An 18870-nucleotide genomic window follows, 5' to 3' on the forward strand; every position below is an offset into this window, starting at 1 on the left:
GAGCCGTCAGGGCAGCGGCGTTCCGCCGGTGGCATTGAGGATCTCCGCCGTAATGAAGCTCGCGCGGTCGGACGCGAGGAATACATAGGCGGGCGCCATCTCCGCGGGTTGTGCCGGCCGTCCCAGAGGTGCTTGCTTACCGAACTCCTTGGTGTCCGGCATCGTCGCAGGGATCAACGGGGTCCACACAGGGCCGGGAGCCACGGCATTGACCCGGATGCCGTCGGCCGCGACCATCTGGGCCAGTCCCTGGGTGAAGGTGACGATCGCGCCCTTGGTGGTGGCGTAGTCGAGGAGATGCGGGCTGGGTTTGTAAGCCTGCACAGAGGTGGTGTTGATGATCGATCCGCCTGCCGGGATGTGGGGCAGGGCCTTCTTGCACAGCCAGAACATCCCGTAGAGGTTGGTGCGGATGACCCGGTCGAACTGTTCTGTGGTGATCGCTTGGATGCCATCAGGCTGGGACATCTGGTAGGCGGCGTTGTTCACAAGGATGTCGATGTGCCCGAACTCTGCGACGGCGTGCTCGATCAGCCGGTCACACTGCGCTTCGTCACGGATGTCGCACGGCACCGCGATCGCCTTGCTGCCTGCCGCTTCGACGAGCCGCGTGGTCTCGTGCGCGTCTTCGACCTCCTGTGGCAGATGGGTGAACAGGACGTCAGCGCCTTCGCGGGCGAAAGCCAGGCATACGGCGCGGCCGATGCCTGAGTCTCCGCCGGTGACGAGGGCACTCCGCCCGTCGAGCAGACCGCTGCCTTTGTACGTCTCTTCACCGTGATCGGGAGGGGGGTCCATCGGGCCGGTCCAGCCGGGATGCTCCTGGTCCTGCTGCGGGAAGTCGGGCTGGGGGTGCTTGTCGGTGGGATGCTCACTCATCGCAGGCTTCTCCTCCGGGTGTGCGGGTGACTGGTTCCTACGCCACGTCGTGCTCGGTTCGTGGTGGGCGGGAGCCCTCCGGTGGCCGGAGCGCTGTCGAGGTATGTGCGTGCGACCTGCAATGTCTCCGGGATTTCCCGCGCCCCGGTCGACACTCCGGGGGTAAGCGAGGCCGCGCGGTCGGGCACTCGAGGTGACGGCTGCGGTGACGCCCTGGCCGAAGGCGAGGGCTTCGCAGTCCTTGACGAGGCGGCGCAGTGCCGCGGGCGGTGGCTCGGCTCGGGCGGTCTCCTTCAGACCGGGCGGCAGCCGGAACCAGGCGCTGAAACGCCGTCGGACAGGGCGTCGCTGCGGACACGGGCGCAGCTGGTGCTGATGAGGCGGGAGACGCAAGGAAGCCACAGCGGTCCGGAGCGTCCGCCGACTGGAGGGCGCCGACAGCCCCGATCCCGCGGGGGCTGTGCCTCCAGTCCGAAGCACGATTCTCGTCTGCCCCTCACTGCCGGCACGAAACACCCCACTCGTGGCCCCCTGCGTGGCCGAAGATCTGATGACCGTCCTCACAGGCGGTGTCATCGCCCTCGAAGGGACGGGCTGGGCTGAATCCCGGCTCCCTCCGGACCGCCCGGAGATCGTCATGCCGGACCTTCGGGGGTTGCGTGATCGTGCGGGTCTGGAGCGGGCTCAGGACATGGGGCCTTCCCCGGGCCGTGTCCAGCGCTGCCGTGCTGGAACAGCGATGAATCTCGGTGCCCGCCAGAGCCATGGCGTGCCCCCGCATGGACAGCGATCGTCGGGGTAGACGGGCGATGCTGTGGGAAGGGGCGCCAACGCCTGGGGAGGTCGACGCGGCCCTTCCCCGCTCTTCGTCGTGGCCCTGGCTGCGGATACATCAGGCGAGCCGGTCCTCGCTTCGCGTGGCTGCACGACGGCGTTGCCGGCGGAGTCACGGACCGCATACACATCTCCGTTCAGCCGGATGCCTGACCGAGCGCTCATCCCTCGACGCCGGTGGAGGTGTGGGGGGCGCCGACGGTTTGGACTCCGGAGAACCGCGCTGGCGCAGGTAGCCGGAGAGGATGGCCGTGGACGCGACGGCCACCAGCTCGGACTGCCAGTTCTGCAGGCCGCAGGCGGCCAGGGCCAGCAGGAGCACGCAGAGCGCAAGGATCCGGACCCTGGTGAGACGCCGGCCTTGTCGGTTCGCTCCGGCTCCCCTGTCGGCGGATACACGTCCCGTCTCATCGTGGCGGCCGTCAGCCCCGACTGTTGCCGGACACGCCCTGCCTCGCCCTCCGTGACACGCGCATGCTCGTCCGTTGATCTTGAGAAGACGCCCAACGCGGGCACGCGGTGAGACGCCTCCTCATCCGTTCGGCGGCTGCCTGCTCGCAGACCCCGGCACCCCCACATCAGATGGCATCAAGGCCGCCCCAGAGCCGGGTGAGGAGCGCGGGTCGGCGGGTACGCAGGAAGACGACCGGAATGCCGGTACGGCCGAGCGGGCCGAACCAGCCTGAAAGGAGAGCGTGATGCCGCAGGGCTCCAGCGCGAAGCGTGAGCGTCAGTACGAGCACATCAAGGAGAGCGCCGAGAAGCGCGGTACCTCCAAGGACCGGGCGAAAGAGATCGCGGCGCGCACAGTGAACAAGGAACGGGCCCGGTCCGGCGAGTCGAAGACGGCGAGCAAGACATCCACCGGGGACCCGAAGTCCGCTCCGCAACGCGGCGGTGAGCGTTCGCACCGCGGCGCCCAGGGACCGACGAAGGACCAGCTGTATGCGGAGGCGAAGAAGCGCGGCATCAGCGGCCGCTCGTCGATGACCAAGAAGGAGCTGGCCAGCGCTCTGGGCCGCTGACCGATGCGGCCGCCGGAGACAAGCGTTGGCCGATGCTGCCTCATCGGCGCGCTACCGCCCCGGCGAGAAGCGCGTGAAGCGGCACGGGCACCGCGCGAGCCGTCCGGCGCCAGTACCAGGGACTGCCCGTCGCGCCGCCGTGGGCGGGTTCGGCGAGGTGGCGGGCCGGCCCACCACGCCGATGGCGCAGGCGGAGATCTCGTTCCGGACGGGACAGCGCAGGCGCGTGAACACCCCCTGTCGGCGAGTGCTCTCGCACCCGGTGACGGCGGCTCTCGGCTCGCCCGCTCCGCCCGCTTCCGGGCGCTGCCATGGGCGGTCGTCGGTCAGGCCTGGGTCGGGTCCTCGGGGATCGCGTGCACCTCGACCGGTTCGTTGCCGGGCTTCCCGCCAGGGCCAGGACACGCGGACGCTCGTGCCGCGATCTCCAGGGCCCGCTCCTCGCTCTTGACGTCGACCACCCAGTACCCGGCCAGGATGCGTCCGGCCTCGGCCGGCCCGTCGGTCACCTGCGGCCCTCCGTCGCTTCCGGCCCGCACCGTCTTGACCAGCGAAGGGCCTCCCAAGCCTTGCCCGTCCACCCATTCTCCAGCGGACGTGAGGTCGTCGTTGAGTGCGTTCATGTGAGCGAACATGGCTTCCATGTCGTCCTTGGAGTACGACGACATGATGCCGTCCCACTGGGCCGCGGGCACGTTCATCTGGATCATGTACTTCATGTTCCTCACCCTTCTTGGGCGCCGCTGGTCTTCCGAGGCCTACAAAGAAGTAGGACACCGCAGAGCGGCGAAACTCATCTGCGCCCCGGCGACGTTTTCCTGGGGGTAGGCGCCGAGGTCGCCCCAGCGGTGGCCGAGGTCTCCCGATCAGTGCCGACCACTTGCGCGACCCCGTGCGGCTGCGCGACGACATAGCACCTGGCGGCAGCTGACGGGACGGTGGGTGTGCCGGTGCTAGCGTCGCCCGCATGCCTGAACTGACCGCGCCCACATGCCGACTTCAGCGCTCGTGGCTTGCCGCGCGGGACGAGTGGCCACCAGGCGCCCATCAGGATGGGACCGGCTTGCGTCTCGCTCCCCCGGATGGCGAGCTGGTGGACCCCGTGGTCTTCGCCGCTTGGGTCGAGCGTCTGCGCCAACAGTCGGACAGGTCGATGGCGCTTGGGGAAGGCCGCGTTCACGCGACCCACTGGTGGATCGTCGACGGCGACAGCTATCTGGGAGCTGTCGATCTGCGGCACTACCTGAACGCCCTTCTGCTCGACGTAGGCGGGCACATCGGCTACAGCATCCGCCCCTCCTTCCGGAGGCGCGGTGTGGCGACGTGGGCCCTCGGGGCGGTGCTCCCCGAAGCCCGTGCAATCGGCCTGGACCGGGTCCTTGTCACCTGCGACGACGGCAACATCGGATCGGCTCGCAGCATCGAGCGCAACGGGGGTGTCCTGGAGGACGTCCGCACAACCAGCGCCGGCATCAAGCGACGCTACTGGATCGACTTGCAGGGCATCGGCGCGACCGCGCTGGGCAGAACTGCTGGTTGATGGTGACGGCCGGCCCCGTGCTTCTGTCGCCCTGTCGCGTCACCTGCCCTTCGCCCACTTGCCGTCCCTCGTGGCCATGGATCTGTCGCAGCCGGCCGATCCCGTACTCCACCGCGTGACGCCGCTTGCAGTCGTCCTTGTCAGACTTCGAGGGTCGCCGCCCTCGGCGGGAGCCCCGTTCCTCACGGTTCCGGTCCGGATCCTGGTGGCCGTCCTCCCCCGACGCCCGCGGGCCGAGATCCGCAGACGGCGCGTACTCCCCTGCTCGGCGGGAGGTAGCCCGGCAGACACTTCGCGGCGGGCGGGGCTACTCGTCTCTGGCCTTGCCGGGCGTCGAGGCGAGCTCGATGCCGCGAATCCTGCGGAGCCAGCCGACGAACAGCCGCAGCGCGATTCCGCAACCGGCACACCAGCCCCAGCCCTCGGTCGCAAGGGCATGCAGACCGTCCTCGTGCTGGACGTACAGGATCTGCGCGCCGACGGCCGTAGCGATGAACCCGTGCGTGCGCGACTCCGCCGACAGCAGCCAGTCCACCGGCATCCACAGCGGAGCAGCGATGTCCCGGAGCCGCATGCGGAGCGCTGCCCAAAGGAAGCCGACGGCATAGCGCATCCTGCGGCGCGATGAGAGGACGATGCCGTTCCCGGGATCTCCGGCCAGCACGGCGGCCCACTCCTCCCGAAGGTGAGCCCTGCGCTCGCCAGCGACAAAGGACGCGAAGGCCAGAGTCCGCAGGCCGGCCGCGCGAGTGGGGGCGACCGTGCTCGAAGCGGCCCCGGACTCCCCCTCCGCCGGCTGCGGGGCAGCTCGCAGGGCAATGCGCAGCAGACTGACCGCGGCGACCAGGATCATGCCCGCCGTGATCCCACCGAATACCCAGCCGGTGGCGATCAGATCCCGGACGACCGCCGGCTCGGGATCGAACATCCGCAGGCCATAGCCGGTGGCCAGGAAGATCGCGCTCGCTGTGCCGGCCAGCAGCGGCCCCAGTACGGCGACCACAGCCATCGTTCCGAGGCCGGCGACCTCATCGGGGCGCTCGTCGGTACTCACGCCGCGCCCCCTTCGCCTGCTGGGCGCAGCCCGAAGAGTCGAGGCTTCCGCTCCCTGGCTTCGCACGCTGCACGCTGACCGACAGCGGTGAGCTCGTAGTAGTACCGCCTGGGCCGACCCGGATGCGCTCCCGTCTCCTGATACCGGATGGCCCATCCCGCGTCGATCAGGCGCTCGAGAATGGGGTACACGGTCCCGGATCCGAGGTCGGTCTGCTCACAGATCTTCAGACCCCATGCGGGGTCGTCGACGGTGCAGGCCAGCAGCACCTTGATGACTTCAAGTGTCGGTCTTGTAAGGCGAATCGATGCCATATCGCGAGTGAAGCACCGCAACCACCGTATGTCGAGAACGACATTCGAGGTGGTGGCACCCCCAGGCGTCGCGGCATGCAGCCGCGCCGATCTTGTCGGTGTCGGAAGGGCGTCAAGCCCGCCCGGAACGCTGTCCGTCATTCGCGCCGATCGTATGAAGATGTGCCGGACTCCCCCGGCGCACCTGGAGCGGCGCCCCGGAAGGCACCAGGAGCCACGCCGTCACCGTGTACGACCCCGACGCCCCCACCGGGTCCGGGTTCCGGCACTGGGCGGTCGCCGACATCCCGGCCGATGTCACCGAGTTGCCCGAGGGCGCCGGCGACGAGACGGGCTCAGGTCTTCCCGAAGGCGCCTTGCAGCTGCCCACCGACGCCCGAACGGCCCGCTTCGTCGGTGCCGCCCCGCCTGCGGGTCACGGCCCGCACCGCTGCTTCGTCGTGGTCCACGCCCTCGACGTCGACACCAGCGGCGTCTCCGCCGACGCCACCCCGGCCGCTCTCGGCTTCACCATGTCCAGCCACGTCCTGGGCCGCGCGATACTCACCGCCACCGCCGAGACGCCCGCCTGAGGAGCAGCCATGAGGCCCGCCGAGCGCCGACCCAAGACACTCCAACCGGTCGGCGCAGCCGGGCCGCACCGGCTCTCGCTCGCCTGGCTCCCCTGGGCGCGCAGCGGCGCGGTGACCGGTCGTACGGCGTCGGGTGAGGGAGCCTTGTGCTCGTCCGGGCCCAGGACACCACTCGCCACCTGACCGGCTGCTCTCCTCTCCGAGGGGGTACGCCGGGACGGAACATCAAGACCGGCCGGAACCCCCGCCGGCCACCCGGCCGGTCGCCCTCCTCCGTTCCCGACTCCCCCCCCGTGCCCTTCGGCAGTGTGCGTACGAAGCCGTGCGTCCCCGGCCCGGGGGCACGCGGCGGGTCCTACGCCTCCGCGGGAACCACCGAATCGGAGCCTTCCGCGGCGACGATGAGGATCCCCTCGTCCTCGCCGCACGGCAGCGAGGCATGGCGTACGCGGCTCTCCCACTGGGCGGGCCACAACGTGGTGGCGTCCCAGAGGATTCCCTCCAGGAGAACGCCGTCCAGTCTGGCGCCGCTGAGGTCCGCTCCGACGAAGTCGTTGCTGGCTCGTTCGACCTCCGCGACGGCCCGGGCGAGCATGTCGGCTTCCTCGCAGCCGACGGCCAGGTCGTCGATGAGGTCCTGGGCCACGGCGTCGACACCGAAGAGATACGGGCGCCCCCCGTGGTCGAGGGCCGCGACGGCGGGTGCGAGTTCTTCGTCGAGCAGCTCCCGGACGGCGTGCAGTCCCCCGGCGAGCCGTTCGGCGGGGTCGGCGAGGACGGACTCGACCGCGTCGAGGTAGTCCGGGTCGGTCAGCGACATGGGCGGCCGGTGCGGTTCGGGCAACTGGGACACCCGTTCGAGGTGGTCGCGCAGCCTGGTGAGCAGGACGAGGGCATCGGTCAGCGGTCGCGCTGCGTCGCCCAGGAGGTCGCACAGGTCGTGGACCAGTCGGATGGCCTCGTGCATGGCCTCGGCCAGGTCGAAGGGCCAGTAGAGGCGCACCATGCGCAGGGCGTCCTCGCGGTACTTCACCCGGACCGCCGCCGGTCGGCGGGACAGGGATCCCTTCGCGCCCATGCGTGCTCGGTGCGCGGAGTGCCGCTGGGCCAGGGCCGCGCTGGCCTCCCTCGACAGACGGCGGCTGACGCCGTGCCCCAGGGAGCGGTGGCTCGCCGCCAGGAGGCGGTCCAGTGCCAGGTCCGGGGGACGCAGTTCGGGCGGTCCGCCCCGGGCGTTGACCCGGTCGGTGACGGCGATGCCGAGCTGGTCGTGCGCCGCGGCGAGGAGGGCGTCGACGTCGTCCCCGCAGCGGTCGCCCTGCCGCCGTGCGCGGGGGCCGTCGGGTGTCATGCCTTCCCCCTCTCGTTGACGTACCGGCCTTCGAGCCGCAGGCCTTCCTTGAGTGCTGCTCTGGCGCGGGCCAGGTTCTGACGGACCGCCGCCTGTGTGGTGCCCATGGCGCGTGCGCTCTCCTCGGTGGTGAATCCGTCCAGGTGCCAGGCCATGGCGGCGCGTTGCTTGGCGGGGAGCTGAAGCAGTAAGGACAGCACCTGACGTTCTTCCTCTCCCAGTTCGGCGGCGTGCGCCGGTGTCTGCCAGCGCAGGCCCGGCCGGGGTTCGGGCAGGTCCGCGCAGGTCTCTTCGAGTCGCACCTGCTGGCTCACCCAGGACCGCCACGCCACGGTGCGCAGCCAGGCCCGGGGATAGACGACGCTCACGCCGGGGGCGCACATCTGGGTGAAGGCGTCCTGGGCGGCGTCCTGGGCCTCGTTCCACGAGGCCCCGTGCAGGAGCAGGAAGCGGACGAGTGCCGGATACTGCTCGTTGTGCAGGGCTCCGGCCAGCTCGATGCCCGGTTGCGGGCCGTCCGCGGTCTCCAGCGGCTCGGCCAGGCCCACCTCAACGCTGGGGGCGTCCTCCATGATCGTCACCCCCGCTCCGGTGGGCCGTCCCCGCCTCGGGACGGCGGGGCGGGTACGGAGCGGCCGGGACCACCCGCCCGGCGAGGGATCGCACCCGCTCGGTCTGTGCCGTCTCCGTGATCCGGGCTATCTCCACCGACACGTTGAGCCGCCGTTGAGCGATCTTCACTACGGCGTTGACGACACTGACGGCCACGGTCACCACCGCGCCGACGATCACAGGCTCCATGCCTCGCTCTTTCCTTCCACAGAAGCACCCATCCCACTCACTGGCATCACAACAGTGCTCTTTTCGCGGCGCGTTGTGACATCTGCCAGGTCAGGCGCCACCGAGGCAAGGGGAACCGCCGGCTCCTGACGCGGGACGGCGGGCAGCGGCGGGAGCAATGCCGCCGGGGTCCGGCCGACCTGCCCGGAAGCTTCATGCACCTGCAATGATCCGTCCCGGTCAGGGCCGGTGGACGTGGTGGCGTGAGCATTCCAGTGCTGCTGCACCGCAGGTTGTCCGTGGATCCGGCGCGCGTCGACGCGTCGATGTGTCGTCGCCTCTGACGTCGCCTCAGCCCCTCCGTCGAAAGGCGCCCCCGGCATGACATCCCTGTACACGGCAGCACCGAGGAGAGCCATGAGCACCGTCGCGAGCACCGAGCAGTCGGTACCGCTTCGGCGTGCTCACGGTGGCGGAGTCGGCTCCCGTCGCGTCAGTCGCGGACACCTGCCGCTTCGGACGCGTTCGAGGCACCGGGTACGGATCCGAGTGCTCGTCGGTCGCCGTCGCCGAGCGGATTCATCGGTTGCCGGCGGCGGGCCAGGGACTCCTTCGCCGCCTCCCGTGCGTGGCGCCGACGCCAGTAGGGGTTGTCGTGCGACAGCTTGCTGGAGACCCGGCCGTACATGCCGAAGGTGAGGATGACCAGCCCCATGACGAAGCTGAACATCACGTTGGTCATCCCGAAGTCGAGCACGTTGGCCGGCCGGTCCAGGACGAAGACATGGACGAAGCCGCTCAGCAGGAACAGCGTGCCCACCGTCATGTTGAGCGTCGACGCGAAGTTGCCTCCGACGACGGCCCCGCCGATGAGGACCAGCCCGACGACCACGGAGATCAGGCTCAGGACGCCGTTGGTCGACATACCGGCGAGCTGCTGCCCCTCCGTGTCGAACGGGCTCAGCCGGTCGGCGAATCCCAGGACGCCGAAGACCAGCAGGACCAGGCCGCAGAACGCGGCGCCGAAGCGGTAGACCGTGGCCAGCTTGTGGTCGACGGGCAGTTCGTCCCTCAACTTCATGGCGGATCCTTTCCGGAACCGGGGACTGTCCGTCCCCAGAGACTCTTCGTCCCCGTGTCGGGCTGCGCCCTTCCGCAGTCGCGTCGTCCCGTTCTTCTCATCGGTGGACGTCCGTGGTTGCACTCCGGACGGGTGACTTCGCGAAGTTCGCGTCCGTCGCCCCGAGCGGCGGCGGAGCCGGCGCACCGCACTGCCGTCGGACGATCAGGGTCGGAGCAGTCCGACCGTGCCGACGGCGACGACCTGTCCGCCGGTGTGGACGATGAACCGGCGGCCGAGGGGATCCGGTGCCACTTCCACGGAGGCGCCCGCACACGGCACCGGACCGCGCAGGTCCACGCTGAGCCCGGTGACGGCGGCCGCCGTACCGCCGTAGGACAGCAGCGCGGCCTGCCGCCCCGCCTCCAGGACGGCCACAGCCGAAAGCCGGCAGGACCGTCCGGGACGGAACACGGGATGGTCCGGATCCCGGGGCGCGATGGCGAGTCCCCGGGAAGTGCGCGCCACCATGACGTCGGGCTCGGCGGCAGCCCCTACGGCGGCCGCGGACGGGTGCACGAGGCCCTGACCGGCCGCGGCGCCGACGGCGGTACCGGATTCGCGCGGGAGCATCCGGATCGTGCCTGAGCCGAACCGCAGGCCCGCCTGCAGAAAGTCGGCGCAGAGGCGGTACCCGACGAGCCTGCCGCCGTGGAGCACCAGGTCGCTGACGGCTACCCGGACGAGTACGGCGGTCGCCACGCCCCGTTCCCGCGGCTGCGCCTCGTGGATCAGCCCCAAACGGACCGAGCCGGGCTCCAGAGGGGCGAACGGCCTCGGCAGGTGCCGTCGTTCCAGCGCCGCGGCGATCTGACGGACGGACTCGACCATGATCAGCGGATGGTGGGCGACGACCAGAGCACGCTCGTTGAGCGGATGGGAACGGGGCCACTGGCACCAGGCCTCGAACCCGCGCGACCCGAGTCGCCGCAGCGACAGGACGAGCATCGAGGCCATCGTCTCGAGACCGGCGCTGCGCCAGGTCAGCGGAGCGTCCGGGGCCTCGCGCTCCGGTGGCGGCGCCGCGCCGAGGGGCTCGGGCCGGTTCTCCCGCACCCGTGCGTCACGTGTCACGGCTGGCATGTACGGCTCCCTCGACGACGGGGCTGCCGGCGACGCGGTACGCGATCGCCGACCGAAGGGACGTGCACCTGCGCTCGGCACGGACCGACCGTCTGCCGCACGAGGACGGAGACGACGTCCAGGGCGGTAACGAGAGTCCAGGGCGGGAACAAGAGCCGAGCGGACGGCAGGCAACGGGCGCACCGGCGGCCACGTAAGGCCTGCCCTGACCGGCTCAGGGGGATCGTCCGGGCGGCCGACGTGATCGGCGCGGCCGCAGACGTGCACGAAGAGGGAGGCGGAGCAGGAGACGGCCGAGGTTGCGCAGGGCGGCCCGCGCCAGTGCGGCCGAGCGCTGCAGGATGCGGGTGCGCTCCAGCGGCGGAACGGGCGCGCTCGGCGGCGGGGTCGGTGAGCGCTCCGCGATCGTGTGCGTGCGTACCGCGGTCCACAGCCGGTCCGGGGGTGTCAGCAGTCCCGTTCCCGGGCGGCCCAGACGGCCGGCGGCGGCTGCCCGCTCGTAGAGCGCGAGCCGTTCGCGGCACGAACGACACACGTTCAGGTGCCGGACGACAGCGTCTCTCCACGAGGCACGGCTGCCGTCCAGAGCGCAGTCGACCAGCTCCGCGTGCGGGATGTGGGACATCACCCGGCCTTCGGTCACGCCGTCAGCTCCCTCCGTCAGCCCCTCACAGCACCTTTACCGGCGCCCGGTCCCGAGCGGATGCATCGCTCGCCGCAACGGCTCACGCGCGCGAGGCGAAGCAGGGGCAGGAGCCGTCTTGCGCGCCCATGCATCGCTTGTGCGTCGTTTCACTCATCGTGACCGCGCATCGCTCTCCTCGAGACACCTGCCGAGCCGGTGCAGACCGCGCCGGGCGTGACTCTTGACCGTGCCGAGCGGCCAGCCGGTGACCTCGGCGATCTGCGGTTGCGTCAGGTCGTCGTAGAAGGCCAGAGTCAGGACGCGGCGCTGGGCCTCGGGCAGCCTGGCGAGCTCGTGGGTGATGAGGACCCGGTCGAGCACGGCTTCCGGCTGGGCGTCACGGTCCGCCGGCAGCCCGGACATCCACTCCCCGGCCGCCGCCGCCAGTTCGGTCCGTCGCGTGCGCGCCGACAGCGCGTCGGCGATCTTGCGCCGGCTGATCCCCACCAGCCAGGCGCCCAGCGCGCCCCGCTCCGGCGCGAACCCGGCGCGCCCCTTCCACGCGGCGAGGAACACGGTCTGGGTGACGTCCTCCGCCTCCCGCGCATCACCCAGGGACCGCCGCGCCAGGGTGTACACCAGGGATCCCCAACGGCGGTAGGCGGCCGCCAGCCCCTCCTCGTCGCCCGAGACGAAGCAGGCGGCGAGTTCCTCGTCGGCCAGGGAGTCCTCCGTCGGAGCCCGGAGCGGGGCGCGGTCGACGATCTGCTCGGCGGCTCGGCGTGCAGTCATGGCGCTGCTCCTCGTGCGGGCGGTGACCTCTCGTCGCGGCAGGGAGACGGCCGATCCGCCTCGGGCGCCCTCGCGGGCCGATACCCTCGGTGACCTTCCCCTGCTGCTGCCCTCCCACCTTGCGGAGCGCACAACCGATGCGACAACTTGCATCGTCTCTGCATCGTTTTATGCGACGTGCAGCCGGAGCGGGTGGCGGGAGGCTGTCGTGCACGCGGTCGCCCAGGAACCGCCGGGCCGAGCGCCGAAGTGACCCGTCCTGCCGCAGGGCTACCGGAAGCACGCCCGTCCACGCTTCCGTGCCGCACAGCGCATCCGTCCGGCCGCCCCCGACAGAAGATCGGTCGAGCGACGCGGGCCGCGGGTCCGCACTCGAGCGAAAGAGGCGGAGCCCATGGCGAACGAGCACTTGTCGCGGTGCGGACACCCGCCCCGGCCCTCGTCAGCGGCCGCCCTCGTCGCCGAAGCCGCACGGCCGTGACGGCTCGCCCCGAGGCGAAGCCCGCCGTCACCGGCGTCACGACGGGCTCTCTTGCACGCAGCCTCGGCGTCTCCCCGACCACCCTCCGTTCCTGGGACCGCCGTTACGGCCTGGGGCCCGCCGTGCGTGCGGACGGCCGCCAGCGCCGCTGGTCCCCGCAGGACGTGGCCATGGTGAAGGAGATGTGCCGCCTCACCGCCACGGGCATGCCCCCCGCCGAGGCGGCGCGGACGGCCATGCGACAGGCCCGGCGCGGACCCGACGAAGGAACGTCCCCCGCCGACGCCACCCCGACGGTCCGCCGCACCGGCGGCCCCTCACCGGAGCAGCCCGGCGCGGCGGCCGGCGGAAGCCCGTCCCGCTCCCCCAGCGCGCTCCCCCTCGGGTCAGCCCGCCAGGAATGCCGCGGCCTGGCCCGCTCGGCCGTCCGCCTCGACGCCTCGGCCGTCCACGAGCAGCTCACGGCCGCTGTGCGCTCCTACGGACTCGTGACCGCGTGGGAGGAGGTCATGGCGCCCACGCTGCGCGCCGTCGGCCGCAAGTGGGAGTCCTCCGGCGACCGTTACGTCGAGGTCGAGCACCTTCTGTCCTGGCACGTCTCCACCGTGCTGCGCCACGCCTACGCGGCCTCCGCGCACATGCGGCGCGGCCAGGACACCCCGCCCGTGCTGCTCGCCTGTCTGCCCGGCGAGCAGCACACCCTGCCGCTGGAGGCCCTCAACGCCGCACTGGCCGAACGGGGGGTGCCGACGCTGATGCTCAGCGGCGCCGTCCCCGGCGAGGCGCTCGACGGGGCCGTGCGACGCGTCGGCCCCGCCGCGGTGGCTCTGTGGGCGCAGTCGAGATCCACGGCCAGCATGCCGCTGGCCCAGCACATCGCCTCGGCCCGGTGGGGCATCCGCGGCGCCCGGCGGCACAGTCCGGTCCTGGTGTGCGGCCCCGGCTGGGAGCGCGGCTCGTCCCGGGAACTGCTGCGCCCGACGGGACTGCGCGACGCGGTCCGCATCCTCGCATCACTGCACAGTTCGGCCCGGCCGTGAAGAGGGTCGCCCGTCGCGCCGGCCCCGCCCGCCGCCGCGGTGGTCCTCCGCCGAACCGGACCAGCGGCGGGACCAGTCGGGTGTGCCGGACTGTGTGGCCTCGGTGGCGCCGCCGGACGCGGGGCGGCCACCTGGGCCGAGCGACGCACTTGCCTAGCCGCCGACCTTTTCGACGAGATGAGGGTTGTTGTTACGAACGCTGTTGACCAGGGTGGAGACGGGGCGTGCGTCGAGGCGGCCGCCCGCGGGCTGTCCGAGGAGGGCGCGCAGTTCGACGGGGTCCTGGTGGGCCGGGTCGAGCCAGGCGTCGTAGTGGTCGGGGGTGAGGGCGAGCGGCATACGAGGGTGCACGCGGCCGGCCGCGTCGGTGGCTTCGGTGGTGATGATGGTGCAGGTCAGCAGCCAGGCGTCCGGGTCGTCGTCGTGTTCGACGGCCGGGTCGCGCCAGTACTCGTACAGCCCCGCCAGAGCCATCAGCTGGTCGTCCTCGGGGTGGATGAAGTAGGGCTGCTTGCGGGGCTTCCCGGTGCCGGGGTCCTTGATCTGTTCCCACTCGTAGAAGCCGTCGGCGGGAAGCAGGCAGCGGCGGCGCGTGAACGCGCGGCGGTAGGCGGGCTTCTCGTGCACGGTCTCCACCCGAGCGTTGATCATGCGGGAGCCGACCTTCACGTCCTTGGCCCAGGACGGCACCAGCCCCCAGCGCAGCGACCGCAGCTCTCGCAGGACGTCGGCGCTGTCGGCGCTGTCGCGGGGCGCCCGCTCCAGGACGGCCCACACGTCGTCGGTGGGGGCGACGTTCCAACTCGGTGCGAGCGTCTCCTCGGGAGGCGGGTCGGAGACATGGAAGAGAGGGGCGAGTTCCCGGGGACTGCGGGTGGATACGTATCTGCCGCACATGCCGCCACTGTGCCATCCGTGGCCGGGGGACGTCACCGACTGTCCGGGATCCGCGCGCCGACCGGGCAGGCGACGGATGGGCTTCTCGTGCACGGTCGCCATGGGTGCGGTACGACCGGACGCGCCCACCGGCGCACGAACACCGGACTCTCTGTCCCCCGTTCCTCTGTCCCCCCGTCCCTCTGTCACCCGGGTGGCTGCCGTCGACTCGGGGAAGTTCGACCACGGCCACCCCGCACGCCAGGGCGCCACGGAACGCACCGCACCTTCCGGCGCGATGACGGCGTTCCCCGCAGCGGCGGATGCCGACTGGGCCGTCGGGTGGCGCAGTCCGGGCCTCACGATCCGCGCCAGGGCGTTGCGTCGACGGGCAGGCGGGTGGGGGGCCTGCGGCGCGGCTTCGTATGAACCGGAGCCCCGGAGTCCCGGCCGGCTCAAAGGTGGATCGGCAGGTCCGTCCGTGCCTGTTCCAGGTCGGTCTCCCAGATCCACAGGCGGTGCTGTGGCGGCACTCGGTGGTAGCCGTACAGGCCGACCTCGGTCAGGTTCCGCAGATCGACGCACACCCGCTGATAGGCCTGGCCGATCGCCTCGGCCGGGTCGGCGAGTTCCCTGACGCCGAGTTTGACGCAGGCGCGGTACTCGTACCCCAGCAGCAGGTCCCGCCCGAACTCGGCCCAGGCGCCGCGCTGTTGTGTCCAGGCGGCGTCGGCGTCCGCCAGCAGCAGGTCGAGGTCCTCGGCGGGCGGGACGGAGGGGTAGATGACGAAGGTGGCCGCCCAGCCGAGCGCCACCATGTCCAGGTTGAACGTGCGTCGGCGCGGGTCGTCGCGCGGGGGCAGCGGATCGGAGGCGCTGCCGGTGAACCAGGGGGCGGTGTAGGCCAGCAGGCGTCCGTTGCCCTCGACGAGCTCACCGGTGGCGATCACGGCCATCTTGCGCTGCGATCCGTCGGGGCGGGTCAGCCGGTCGGTCACCATGGCCGTGTGGGCCTCCGCCGCCGCCTGGCCCGCGGCCTGGTGCCGTTGCGCCGCGTCGGGGGTGATCCGGGAGACGAGGTAGTCCCGCAGGTCCTGCGGGAGCGCGTCATAGGTGCCGTCCAGCAGTCGGGTCCTGGTGCGTTCCAGAGCGGCCTGGGCGGTGGCCGGGGCCCCGCCGTAGTGGCTCTCCGGGGTGTCGACGGACACCATGCGGATCGCCATCGCGATGTTGGGGGTGTCGCCGTCGGTGACACTCAAGAAGCGGTAGTCGTTGGCGGGCCGGCTGGGGCCCACGAAGCCGAGATCGACCACAGTTGCTCTCCCGAAGTTCTGGCCCGAGGGGCGCGGTAGTCGGGCGCCCGGCACAGCGCATCGGCTGCCGGTGACCTAGCGATTCCTGGCTCCGGCCCCCGCCAAACCTGCGCGAGGACGCCTCACCCGGCGGCGTACGCCCGCACGTACGAGCGCGAGCGGTGTCGGATCCCGGAGCGCCCGGCCCGGGCGGGGCCGGGCAGGCCCCGGACGGCGGGCCTGGGTCGGGCCGGGCACTTGACTGCCTCCCCCCGGGACAGCCCCCTTCACCATTTGTACACGCGGAGCACACCTCTCCATCACCTCAGATATGCTCCAGCGGCTCCATTCGCACCACTGAGGGGGGATTCCTCATGCGCACGCGCCACACCCTGGCCGCGCTCGCCGCCGCCGGCACGATCGCCGTGATCGCCGCCGGACCGGCCCAGGCCACCGAGTACACGTCCGCGCTGAAGCTCAAGGGCGTCCAGTACGACGCGCCCGGCAGCGACTCCAACCGGTGCTCCGGCGGCAACACCAAGGACGAGTACCTGACGATCAAGAACTACTCCCGCACCGCGACCGTCGACCTCAAGGGCTACGTCGTCAAGGACGCCACGGGCAACAAGTTCACCTTCACCGCCGGCCACAAGCTCGAGCCCGGCGACTACGTGAAGCTGCGCGGCGGCAGAGGCACCGACTCCGACGCCGGCAACGTCGTCTACCGCCAGAACTGCAACTTCATCTGGAACAACGACAAGGACACCATCTACCTGATCAAGCCCACCGGCGCCAGGGCCGACGTCCATTCGTACACCAAGCGCGCCAACGACGCGGACGGCAACGGCTACATCAACTACCACGGCTGACATCCCGCCGGCGTCTCCCCACGCCCTGCCGGTCGCGGGGAGACGCCTCCCTTCCGCTCACGGCTGGTACCGCCCCCGGCTGCCCGCCGTCGGCCGGTCGTTGCACGGTGGGCCCGCCCGCCGAATCCCACCGCCCCGGAACGCGGGCGCACACGCGCCGGGAAGGACCTGTGGCCCTCTCCGGCTCTCCGGTGCATGAGGCCTGTCACCCATCTCGGTCAAGCCGCACAGCGAGATTCCCCGCAGGGTGATGTGCTGGTGACAGCCTTCCTCCGCGTCGATGTTCTGGTTCTGGAGTACTTTCATGGCTTGTTCGGGCAAACTCTGGCGGCGCAGCACGGCCGTTCTCCTGGCTGTACTCGTCGCCGCGGCCGCTCCCGCCGCGGCTGCCGACGAGGCGACCGATCGTCCCGCCGCAGAAGACGGAAAACCGCGGGAGAGAATTCTGCGCGCCACGTCCAAGATCGTCCAGGCCTCCTATCAAGGGCCTGCCGGGTTCGTCCTGGGGGCGACTCTCGTGTTCTCCGAGGACATCTTCCAGGAGAACGACAGAATCGGGCGCAACGGCGGGACCTGCACGGTGACCGCCACCCGCCCCGACGGGACGGGCGACGCGCAGTGCGCCATCACCACGCGTCTGTCCGACGGGGACATCACGTTCCAGGGCCGTTTCCCCGTCGCGGCCTCGGGCCAGGGCTCAGGCCAACGTCCTGTCCTCGCGGGCGACTTCGAGGTCGCAGTCACCGGAGGGACCGGCGCCCACCGAACGGAGAGCGGCTTCATGCGGGGGCACCCCCTCGACCCCATGACCACTCAGGTGGAGGTCCACCTCATCAGGTGACGTGTCGATGGCCGCAGCCCCGCAGGGCACTCCCGGTTCCCGTGGACGACGCCTGCGGGGGACCGCTCGGCCGAAGCGGGGGATTCAGCCGGCCCCGTGCGGGATCGGGGCCATGTGGTCGGTGAACCAGGCACGCGCCAGATCGGTGACCTGCTCGAGGGCGCCGGGTTCCTCGAACAGGTGGGTCGCGCCGGGGACGACCGCGAGCCGGCTCTCGCAGCGCAGCCGGGCTCGCGCCTCCCGGTTGAGGTCGAGCACCAGTTCGTCGTGGCCCCCGACGATGAGCAGCGTGGGCGCGGTCACGGCCGGCAGCCGTGGCCCGGCCAGGTCGGGCCTGCCGCCCCTGGAGACGACCGCGGTGATCCGTGCGTCGGGCTCGGCGGCCGCCCGCAGCGCGGCGGCCGCGCCGGTGCTCGCCCCGAAGTAGCCGACAGCGAGCCCCCGGATCTCCGGCCGACCGCGCAACCAGCCGGTGGCGTCCGCCAGCCGCCGGGCCAGCAGTCCGGTGTCGAACACATGGGCCCTGTCGCTCTCCTCCTCCTCGGTGAGCAGGTCGAACAGGAGCGTGCCGAGCCCGGCCCGGTTCAGCCCGCGCGCGACGAACCGGTTGCGCGGGCTGTGCCGACTGCTGCCGCTGCCGTGCGCGAACAGCACCACGCCGGCCGCGTCCTCGGGCAGCGTCAGGTGTCCCCGCAGCACCGCCGTACCGGCCGGCACGTCCACGTCCAGGTCCTCCGGTCCCCCGTGACGCGGCTCGGTCCGGCGGGTGCTCGGCCGACGGGCCACGGCTTCTTCCAGACAGGCCATGACCTCCTCGTCGTCGGTCTGGGCGAAGTCGGCGTAGAACTGACCGATCGCGAAGAAGTCCCAGGGGGCGTGCACGCAGATCAGTTCGTCGGCGTCGTCACCGAGCCGTGCGGTCCAGTCGTGCGGGGCCACGGGGACGGCCAGCACGACCCGTTCCGCTCCCCTGGCGCGGGCGATCCGGCAGGCCACGCGCGCCGTGGACCCCGTGGCCAGGCCGTCGTCGACCACCACCACCGTGCGGCCTCGCGTGTCCACCGGTTCCCGGTCCGCTCGGTAGCGCCGGGCCCGGCGCTCCAGCACGCCCCGCTCACGGACTTCGACCTCCGCCAGCGCGTCCGGGGTGACGCGCGCGGTGCGCACCACGTCATCGTTGATCACCCGCACGTCGCCCTCGCCGATCGCTCCCATGCCCAGCTCGGGCTGGACGGGCACGCCCAGCTTGCGCACCATGCAGACGTCGAGCGGCGCGGCGAGCGCCTGCGCGACCTCCGCGGCGACGGGGACCCCTCCTCGGGGCAGCCCCAGCACCACCGCGTCGGTCCCCTTCAGATGCCCCAGGCGGGCGGCCAGCTGCCGGCCGGCATCACGACGATCCCTGAAGTACACGACCCGACCTCCTCGTCCCGGAGGAATACGGCGGGCGTGGACGGCACCCGCCCGTATCTCCATCCTCGACCCCCCGGCGCACAGATGCG

General features: G+C 71.5%; 19 protein-coding genes and 2 pseudogenes. 6 read left to right on the top strand and 15 right to left on the bottom strand.

What is annotated here, in order from left to right; all coding sequences use genetic code 11:
• Positions 1 to 6 precede the first annotated feature (6 nt).
• Positions 7 to 879, bottom strand: coding sequence for an SDR family oxidoreductase (locus J2X68_RS25805; protein WP_310434958.1), 873 nt, complete (start codon positions 877 to 879; stop codon positions 7 to 9).
• A 995-nt stretch (positions 880 to 1874) separates the two neighbouring features.
• A pseudogene (locus J2X68_RS40325) lies at positions 1875 to 2005 on the bottom strand (DUF6766 family protein); the annotation flags it as partial.
• A 406-nt stretch (positions 2006 to 2411) separates the two neighbouring features.
• Here J2X68_RS40325 and J2X68_RS25810 point away from each other — a divergent pair.
• On the top strand, positions 2412 to 2738 hold the full coding sequence (locus J2X68_RS25810; RefSeq protein ID WP_310434959.1) for a plasmid stabilization protein: 327 nt from the start codon (positions 2412 to 2414) through the stop codon (positions 2736 to 2738).
• A 326-nt stretch (positions 2739 to 3064) separates the two neighbouring features.
• On the opposite strand, the gene J2X68_RS25815 is transcribed toward J2X68_RS25810, so the two are convergent.
• Positions 3065 to 3457: a YciI family protein gene (locus tag J2X68_RS25815; protein WP_310434960.1), complete on the bottom strand. Its 393-nt coding sequence runs from the start codon at positions 3455 to 3457 to the stop codon at positions 3065 to 3067.
• Positions 3458 to 3705: 248 nt separating this feature from the next.
• On the opposite strand from J2X68_RS25815, the gene J2X68_RS25820 reads away from it, so the two are divergent.
• Positions 3706 to 4278 carry a GNAT family N-acetyltransferase gene (locus J2X68_RS25820; RefSeq protein ID WP_310434961.1) on the top strand — a complete coding sequence of 191 codons (573 nt, stop codon included), beginning with the start codon at positions 3706 to 3708 and terminating at the stop codon, positions 4276 to 4278.
• 307 nt (positions 4279 to 4585) lie between these two features.
• Here the strand turns inward: J2X68_RS25820 and J2X68_RS25825 are convergent, their stop codons facing one another.
• Both J2X68_RS25825 and J2X68_RS25830 read right to left on the bottom strand, forming a co-directional pair.
• The gene (locus tag J2X68_RS25825) at positions 4586 to 5332 is read right to left on the bottom strand and encodes a hypothetical protein (protein WP_310434962.1); all 747 of its coding nucleotides are present in this window, start codon (positions 5330 to 5332) and stop codon (positions 4586 to 4588) included.
• On the bottom strand, positions 5329 to 5646 hold the full coding sequence (locus J2X68_RS25830) for a helix-turn-helix transcriptional regulator (RefSeq protein WP_310434963.1): 318 nt from the start codon (positions 5644 to 5646) through the stop codon (positions 5329 to 5331). The genes J2X68_RS25825 and J2X68_RS25830 overlap by 4 nt, the downstream gene beginning before the upstream one ends.
• Before the next feature lie 173 nt (positions 5647 to 5819).
• Between J2X68_RS25830 and J2X68_RS25835 the strand changes: the two are divergent.
• Positions 5820 to 6218 (top strand): annotated as a pseudogene (locus J2X68_RS25835) (YbhB/YbcL family Raf kinase inhibitor-like protein); the annotation flags it as partial.
• 355 nt (positions 6219 to 6573) lie between these two features.
• Here the strand turns inward: J2X68_RS25835 and J2X68_RS25840 are convergent.
• From J2X68_RS25840 to J2X68_RS25870, 7 genes are all read right to left on the bottom strand, one after another.
• Positions 6574 to 7569, bottom strand: a complete 996-nt coding sequence (locus tag J2X68_RS25840; RefSeq protein WP_310434964.1) for a hypothetical protein — start codon at positions 7567 to 7569, stop codon at positions 6574 to 6576.
• Positions 7566 to 8141 (bottom strand): sigma-70 family RNA polymerase sigma factor, encoded by a 576-nt coding sequence (locus J2X68_RS25845; RefSeq protein ID WP_310434965.1) that lies wholly within the window; start codon positions 8139 to 8141, stop codon positions 7566 to 7568. The genes J2X68_RS25840 and J2X68_RS25845 overlap by 4 nt, the downstream gene beginning before the upstream one ends.
• A complete protein-coding gene (locus J2X68_RS25850; RefSeq protein WP_310434966.1) occupies positions 8119 to 8370 on the bottom strand; it encodes a hypothetical protein in 252 nt (83 codons plus the stop codon). The genes J2X68_RS25845 and J2X68_RS25850 overlap by 23 nt, the downstream gene beginning before the upstream one ends.
• Positions 8371 to 8842: 472 nt before the next feature.
• Positions 8843 to 9430, bottom strand: a complete 588-nt coding sequence (locus J2X68_RS25855; protein WP_310434967.1) for a DUF4383 domain-containing protein — start codon at positions 9428 to 9430, stop codon at positions 8843 to 8845.
• 204 nt (positions 9431 to 9634) lie between these two features.
• Complete coding sequence (locus J2X68_RS25860; RefSeq protein ID WP_310434968.1) at positions 9635 to 10552, bottom strand: hypothetical protein; 918 nt, start codon at positions 10550 to 10552, stop codon at positions 9635 to 9637.
• A gap of 214 nt (positions 10553 to 10766) precedes the next feature.
• Positions 10767 to 11195: a hypothetical protein gene (locus J2X68_RS25865; RefSeq protein ID WP_310434969.1), complete on the bottom strand. Its 429-nt coding sequence runs from the start codon at positions 11193 to 11195 to the stop codon at positions 10767 to 10769.
• 153 nt (positions 11196 to 11348) lie between these two features.
• Positions 11349 to 11969, bottom strand: coding sequence for a sigma-70 family RNA polymerase sigma factor (locus J2X68_RS25870; RefSeq protein WP_310434970.1), 621 nt, complete (start codon positions 11967 to 11969; stop codon positions 11349 to 11351).
• A 477-nt stretch (positions 11970 to 12446) separates the two neighbouring features.
• Between J2X68_RS25870 and J2X68_RS25875 the strand changes: the two genes are divergently transcribed.
• Positions 12447 to 13490, top strand: coding sequence for a MerR family transcriptional regulator (locus tag J2X68_RS25875; RefSeq protein ID WP_310434971.1), 1044 nt, complete (start codon positions 12447 to 12449; stop codon positions 13488 to 13490).
• A gap of 153 nt (positions 13491 to 13643) precedes the next feature.
• Here J2X68_RS25875 and J2X68_RS25880 read toward each other — a convergent pair whose 3' ends face one another.
• Both J2X68_RS25880 and J2X68_RS25885 read right to left on the bottom strand, forming a co-directional pair.
• Positions 13644 to 14387: an SOS response-associated peptidase gene (locus tag J2X68_RS25880; protein ID WP_310434972.1), complete on the bottom strand. Its 744-nt coding sequence runs from the start codon at positions 14385 to 14387 to the stop codon at positions 13644 to 13646.
• Positions 14388 to 14821: 434 nt separating this feature from the next.
• The gene (locus J2X68_RS25885; RefSeq protein ID WP_310434973.1) at positions 14822 to 15679 is read right to left on the bottom strand and encodes a hypothetical protein; all 858 of its coding nucleotides are present in this window, start codon (positions 15677 to 15679) and stop codon (positions 14822 to 14824) included.
• A gap of 353 nt (positions 15680 to 16032) precedes the next feature.
• Between J2X68_RS25885 and J2X68_RS25890 the strand changes: the two genes are divergently transcribed.
• Positions 16033 to 16527, top strand: a complete 495-nt coding sequence (locus J2X68_RS25890) for a lamin tail domain-containing protein (RefSeq protein WP_310434974.1) — start codon at positions 16033 to 16035, stop codon at positions 16525 to 16527.
• A gap of 304 nt (positions 16528 to 16831) precedes the next feature.
• On the top strand, positions 16832 to 17368 hold the full coding sequence (locus J2X68_RS25895) for an allene oxide cyclase barrel-like domain-containing protein (RefSeq protein WP_310434975.1): 537 nt from the start codon (positions 16832 to 16834) through the stop codon (positions 17366 to 17368).
• 84 nt (positions 17369 to 17452) lie between these two features.
• On the opposite strand, the gene J2X68_RS25900 is transcribed toward J2X68_RS25895, so the two are convergent.
• Positions 17453 to 18781 carry a phosphoribosyltransferase family protein gene (locus J2X68_RS25900; RefSeq protein WP_310434976.1) on the bottom strand — a complete coding sequence of 443 codons (1329 nt, stop codon included), beginning with the start codon at positions 18779 to 18781 and terminating at the stop codon, positions 17453 to 17455.
• Between the last annotated feature and the right edge of the window lie 89 nt (positions 18782 to 18870).

The organism is Streptomyces sp. 3330 (genome assembly GCF_031456635.1).
In the GTDB taxonomy this organism is placed as follows: domain Bacteria; phylum Actinomycetota; class Actinomycetes; order Streptomycetales; family Streptomycetaceae; genus Streptomyces.

Excerpts from the sequence above, each read along its gene's own strand:
- J2X68_RS25805 (WP_310434958.1), bottom strand. The coding sequence starts at position 879 with ATGAGTGAGCATCCCACCGACAAGCACCCCCAGCCCGACTTCCCGCAG.
- J2X68_RS25810 (WP_310434959.1), top strand. The coding sequence starts at position 2,412 with ATGCCGCAGGGCTCCAGCGCGAAGCGTGAGCGTCAGTACGAGCACATC.
- J2X68_RS25815 (WP_310434960.1), bottom strand. The coding sequence starts at position 3,457 with ATGAAGTACATGATCCAGATGAACGTGCCCGCGGCCCAGTGGGACGGC.
- J2X68_RS25820 (WP_310434961.1), top strand. The coding sequence starts at position 3,706 with ATGCCTGAACTGACCGCGCCCACATGCCGACTTCAGCGCTCGTGGCTT.
- J2X68_RS25830 (WP_310434963.1), bottom strand. The coding sequence starts at position 5,646 with ATGGCATCGATTCGCCTTACAAGACCGACACTTGAAGTCATCAAGGTG.
- J2X68_RS25840 (WP_310434964.1), bottom strand. The coding sequence starts at position 7,569 with ATGACACCCGACGGCCCCCGCGCACGGCGGCAGGGCGACCGCTGCGGG.
- J2X68_RS25845 (WP_310434965.1), bottom strand. The coding sequence starts at position 8,141 with ATGGAGGACGCCCCCAGCGTTGAGGTGGGCCTGGCCGAGCCGCTGGAG.
- J2X68_RS25850 (WP_310434966.1), bottom strand. The coding sequence starts at position 8,370 with ATGGAGCCTGTGATCGTCGGCGCGGTGGTGACCGTGGCCGTCAGTGTC.
- J2X68_RS25855 (WP_310434967.1), bottom strand. The coding sequence starts at position 9,430 with ATGAAGTTGAGGGACGAACTGCCCGTCGACCACAAGCTGGCCACGGTC.
- J2X68_RS25860 (WP_310434968.1), bottom strand. The coding sequence starts at position 10,552 with ATGCCAGCCGTGACACGTGACGCACGGGTGCGGGAGAACCGGCCCGAG.
- J2X68_RS25870 (WP_310434970.1), bottom strand. The coding sequence starts at position 11,969 with ATGACTGCACGCCGAGCCGCCGAGCAGATCGTCGACCGCGCCCCGCTC.
- J2X68_RS25880 (WP_310434972.1), bottom strand. The coding sequence starts at position 14,387 with ATGTGCGGCAGATACGTATCCACCCGCAGTCCCCGGGAACTCGCCCCT.
- J2X68_RS25890 (WP_310434974.1), top strand. The coding sequence starts at position 16,033 with ATGCGCACGCGCCACACCCTGGCCGCGCTCGCCGCCGCCGGCACGATC.
- J2X68_RS25895 (WP_310434975.1), top strand. The coding sequence starts at position 16,832 with ATGGCTTGTTCGGGCAAACTCTGGCGGCGCAGCACGGCCGTTCTCCTG.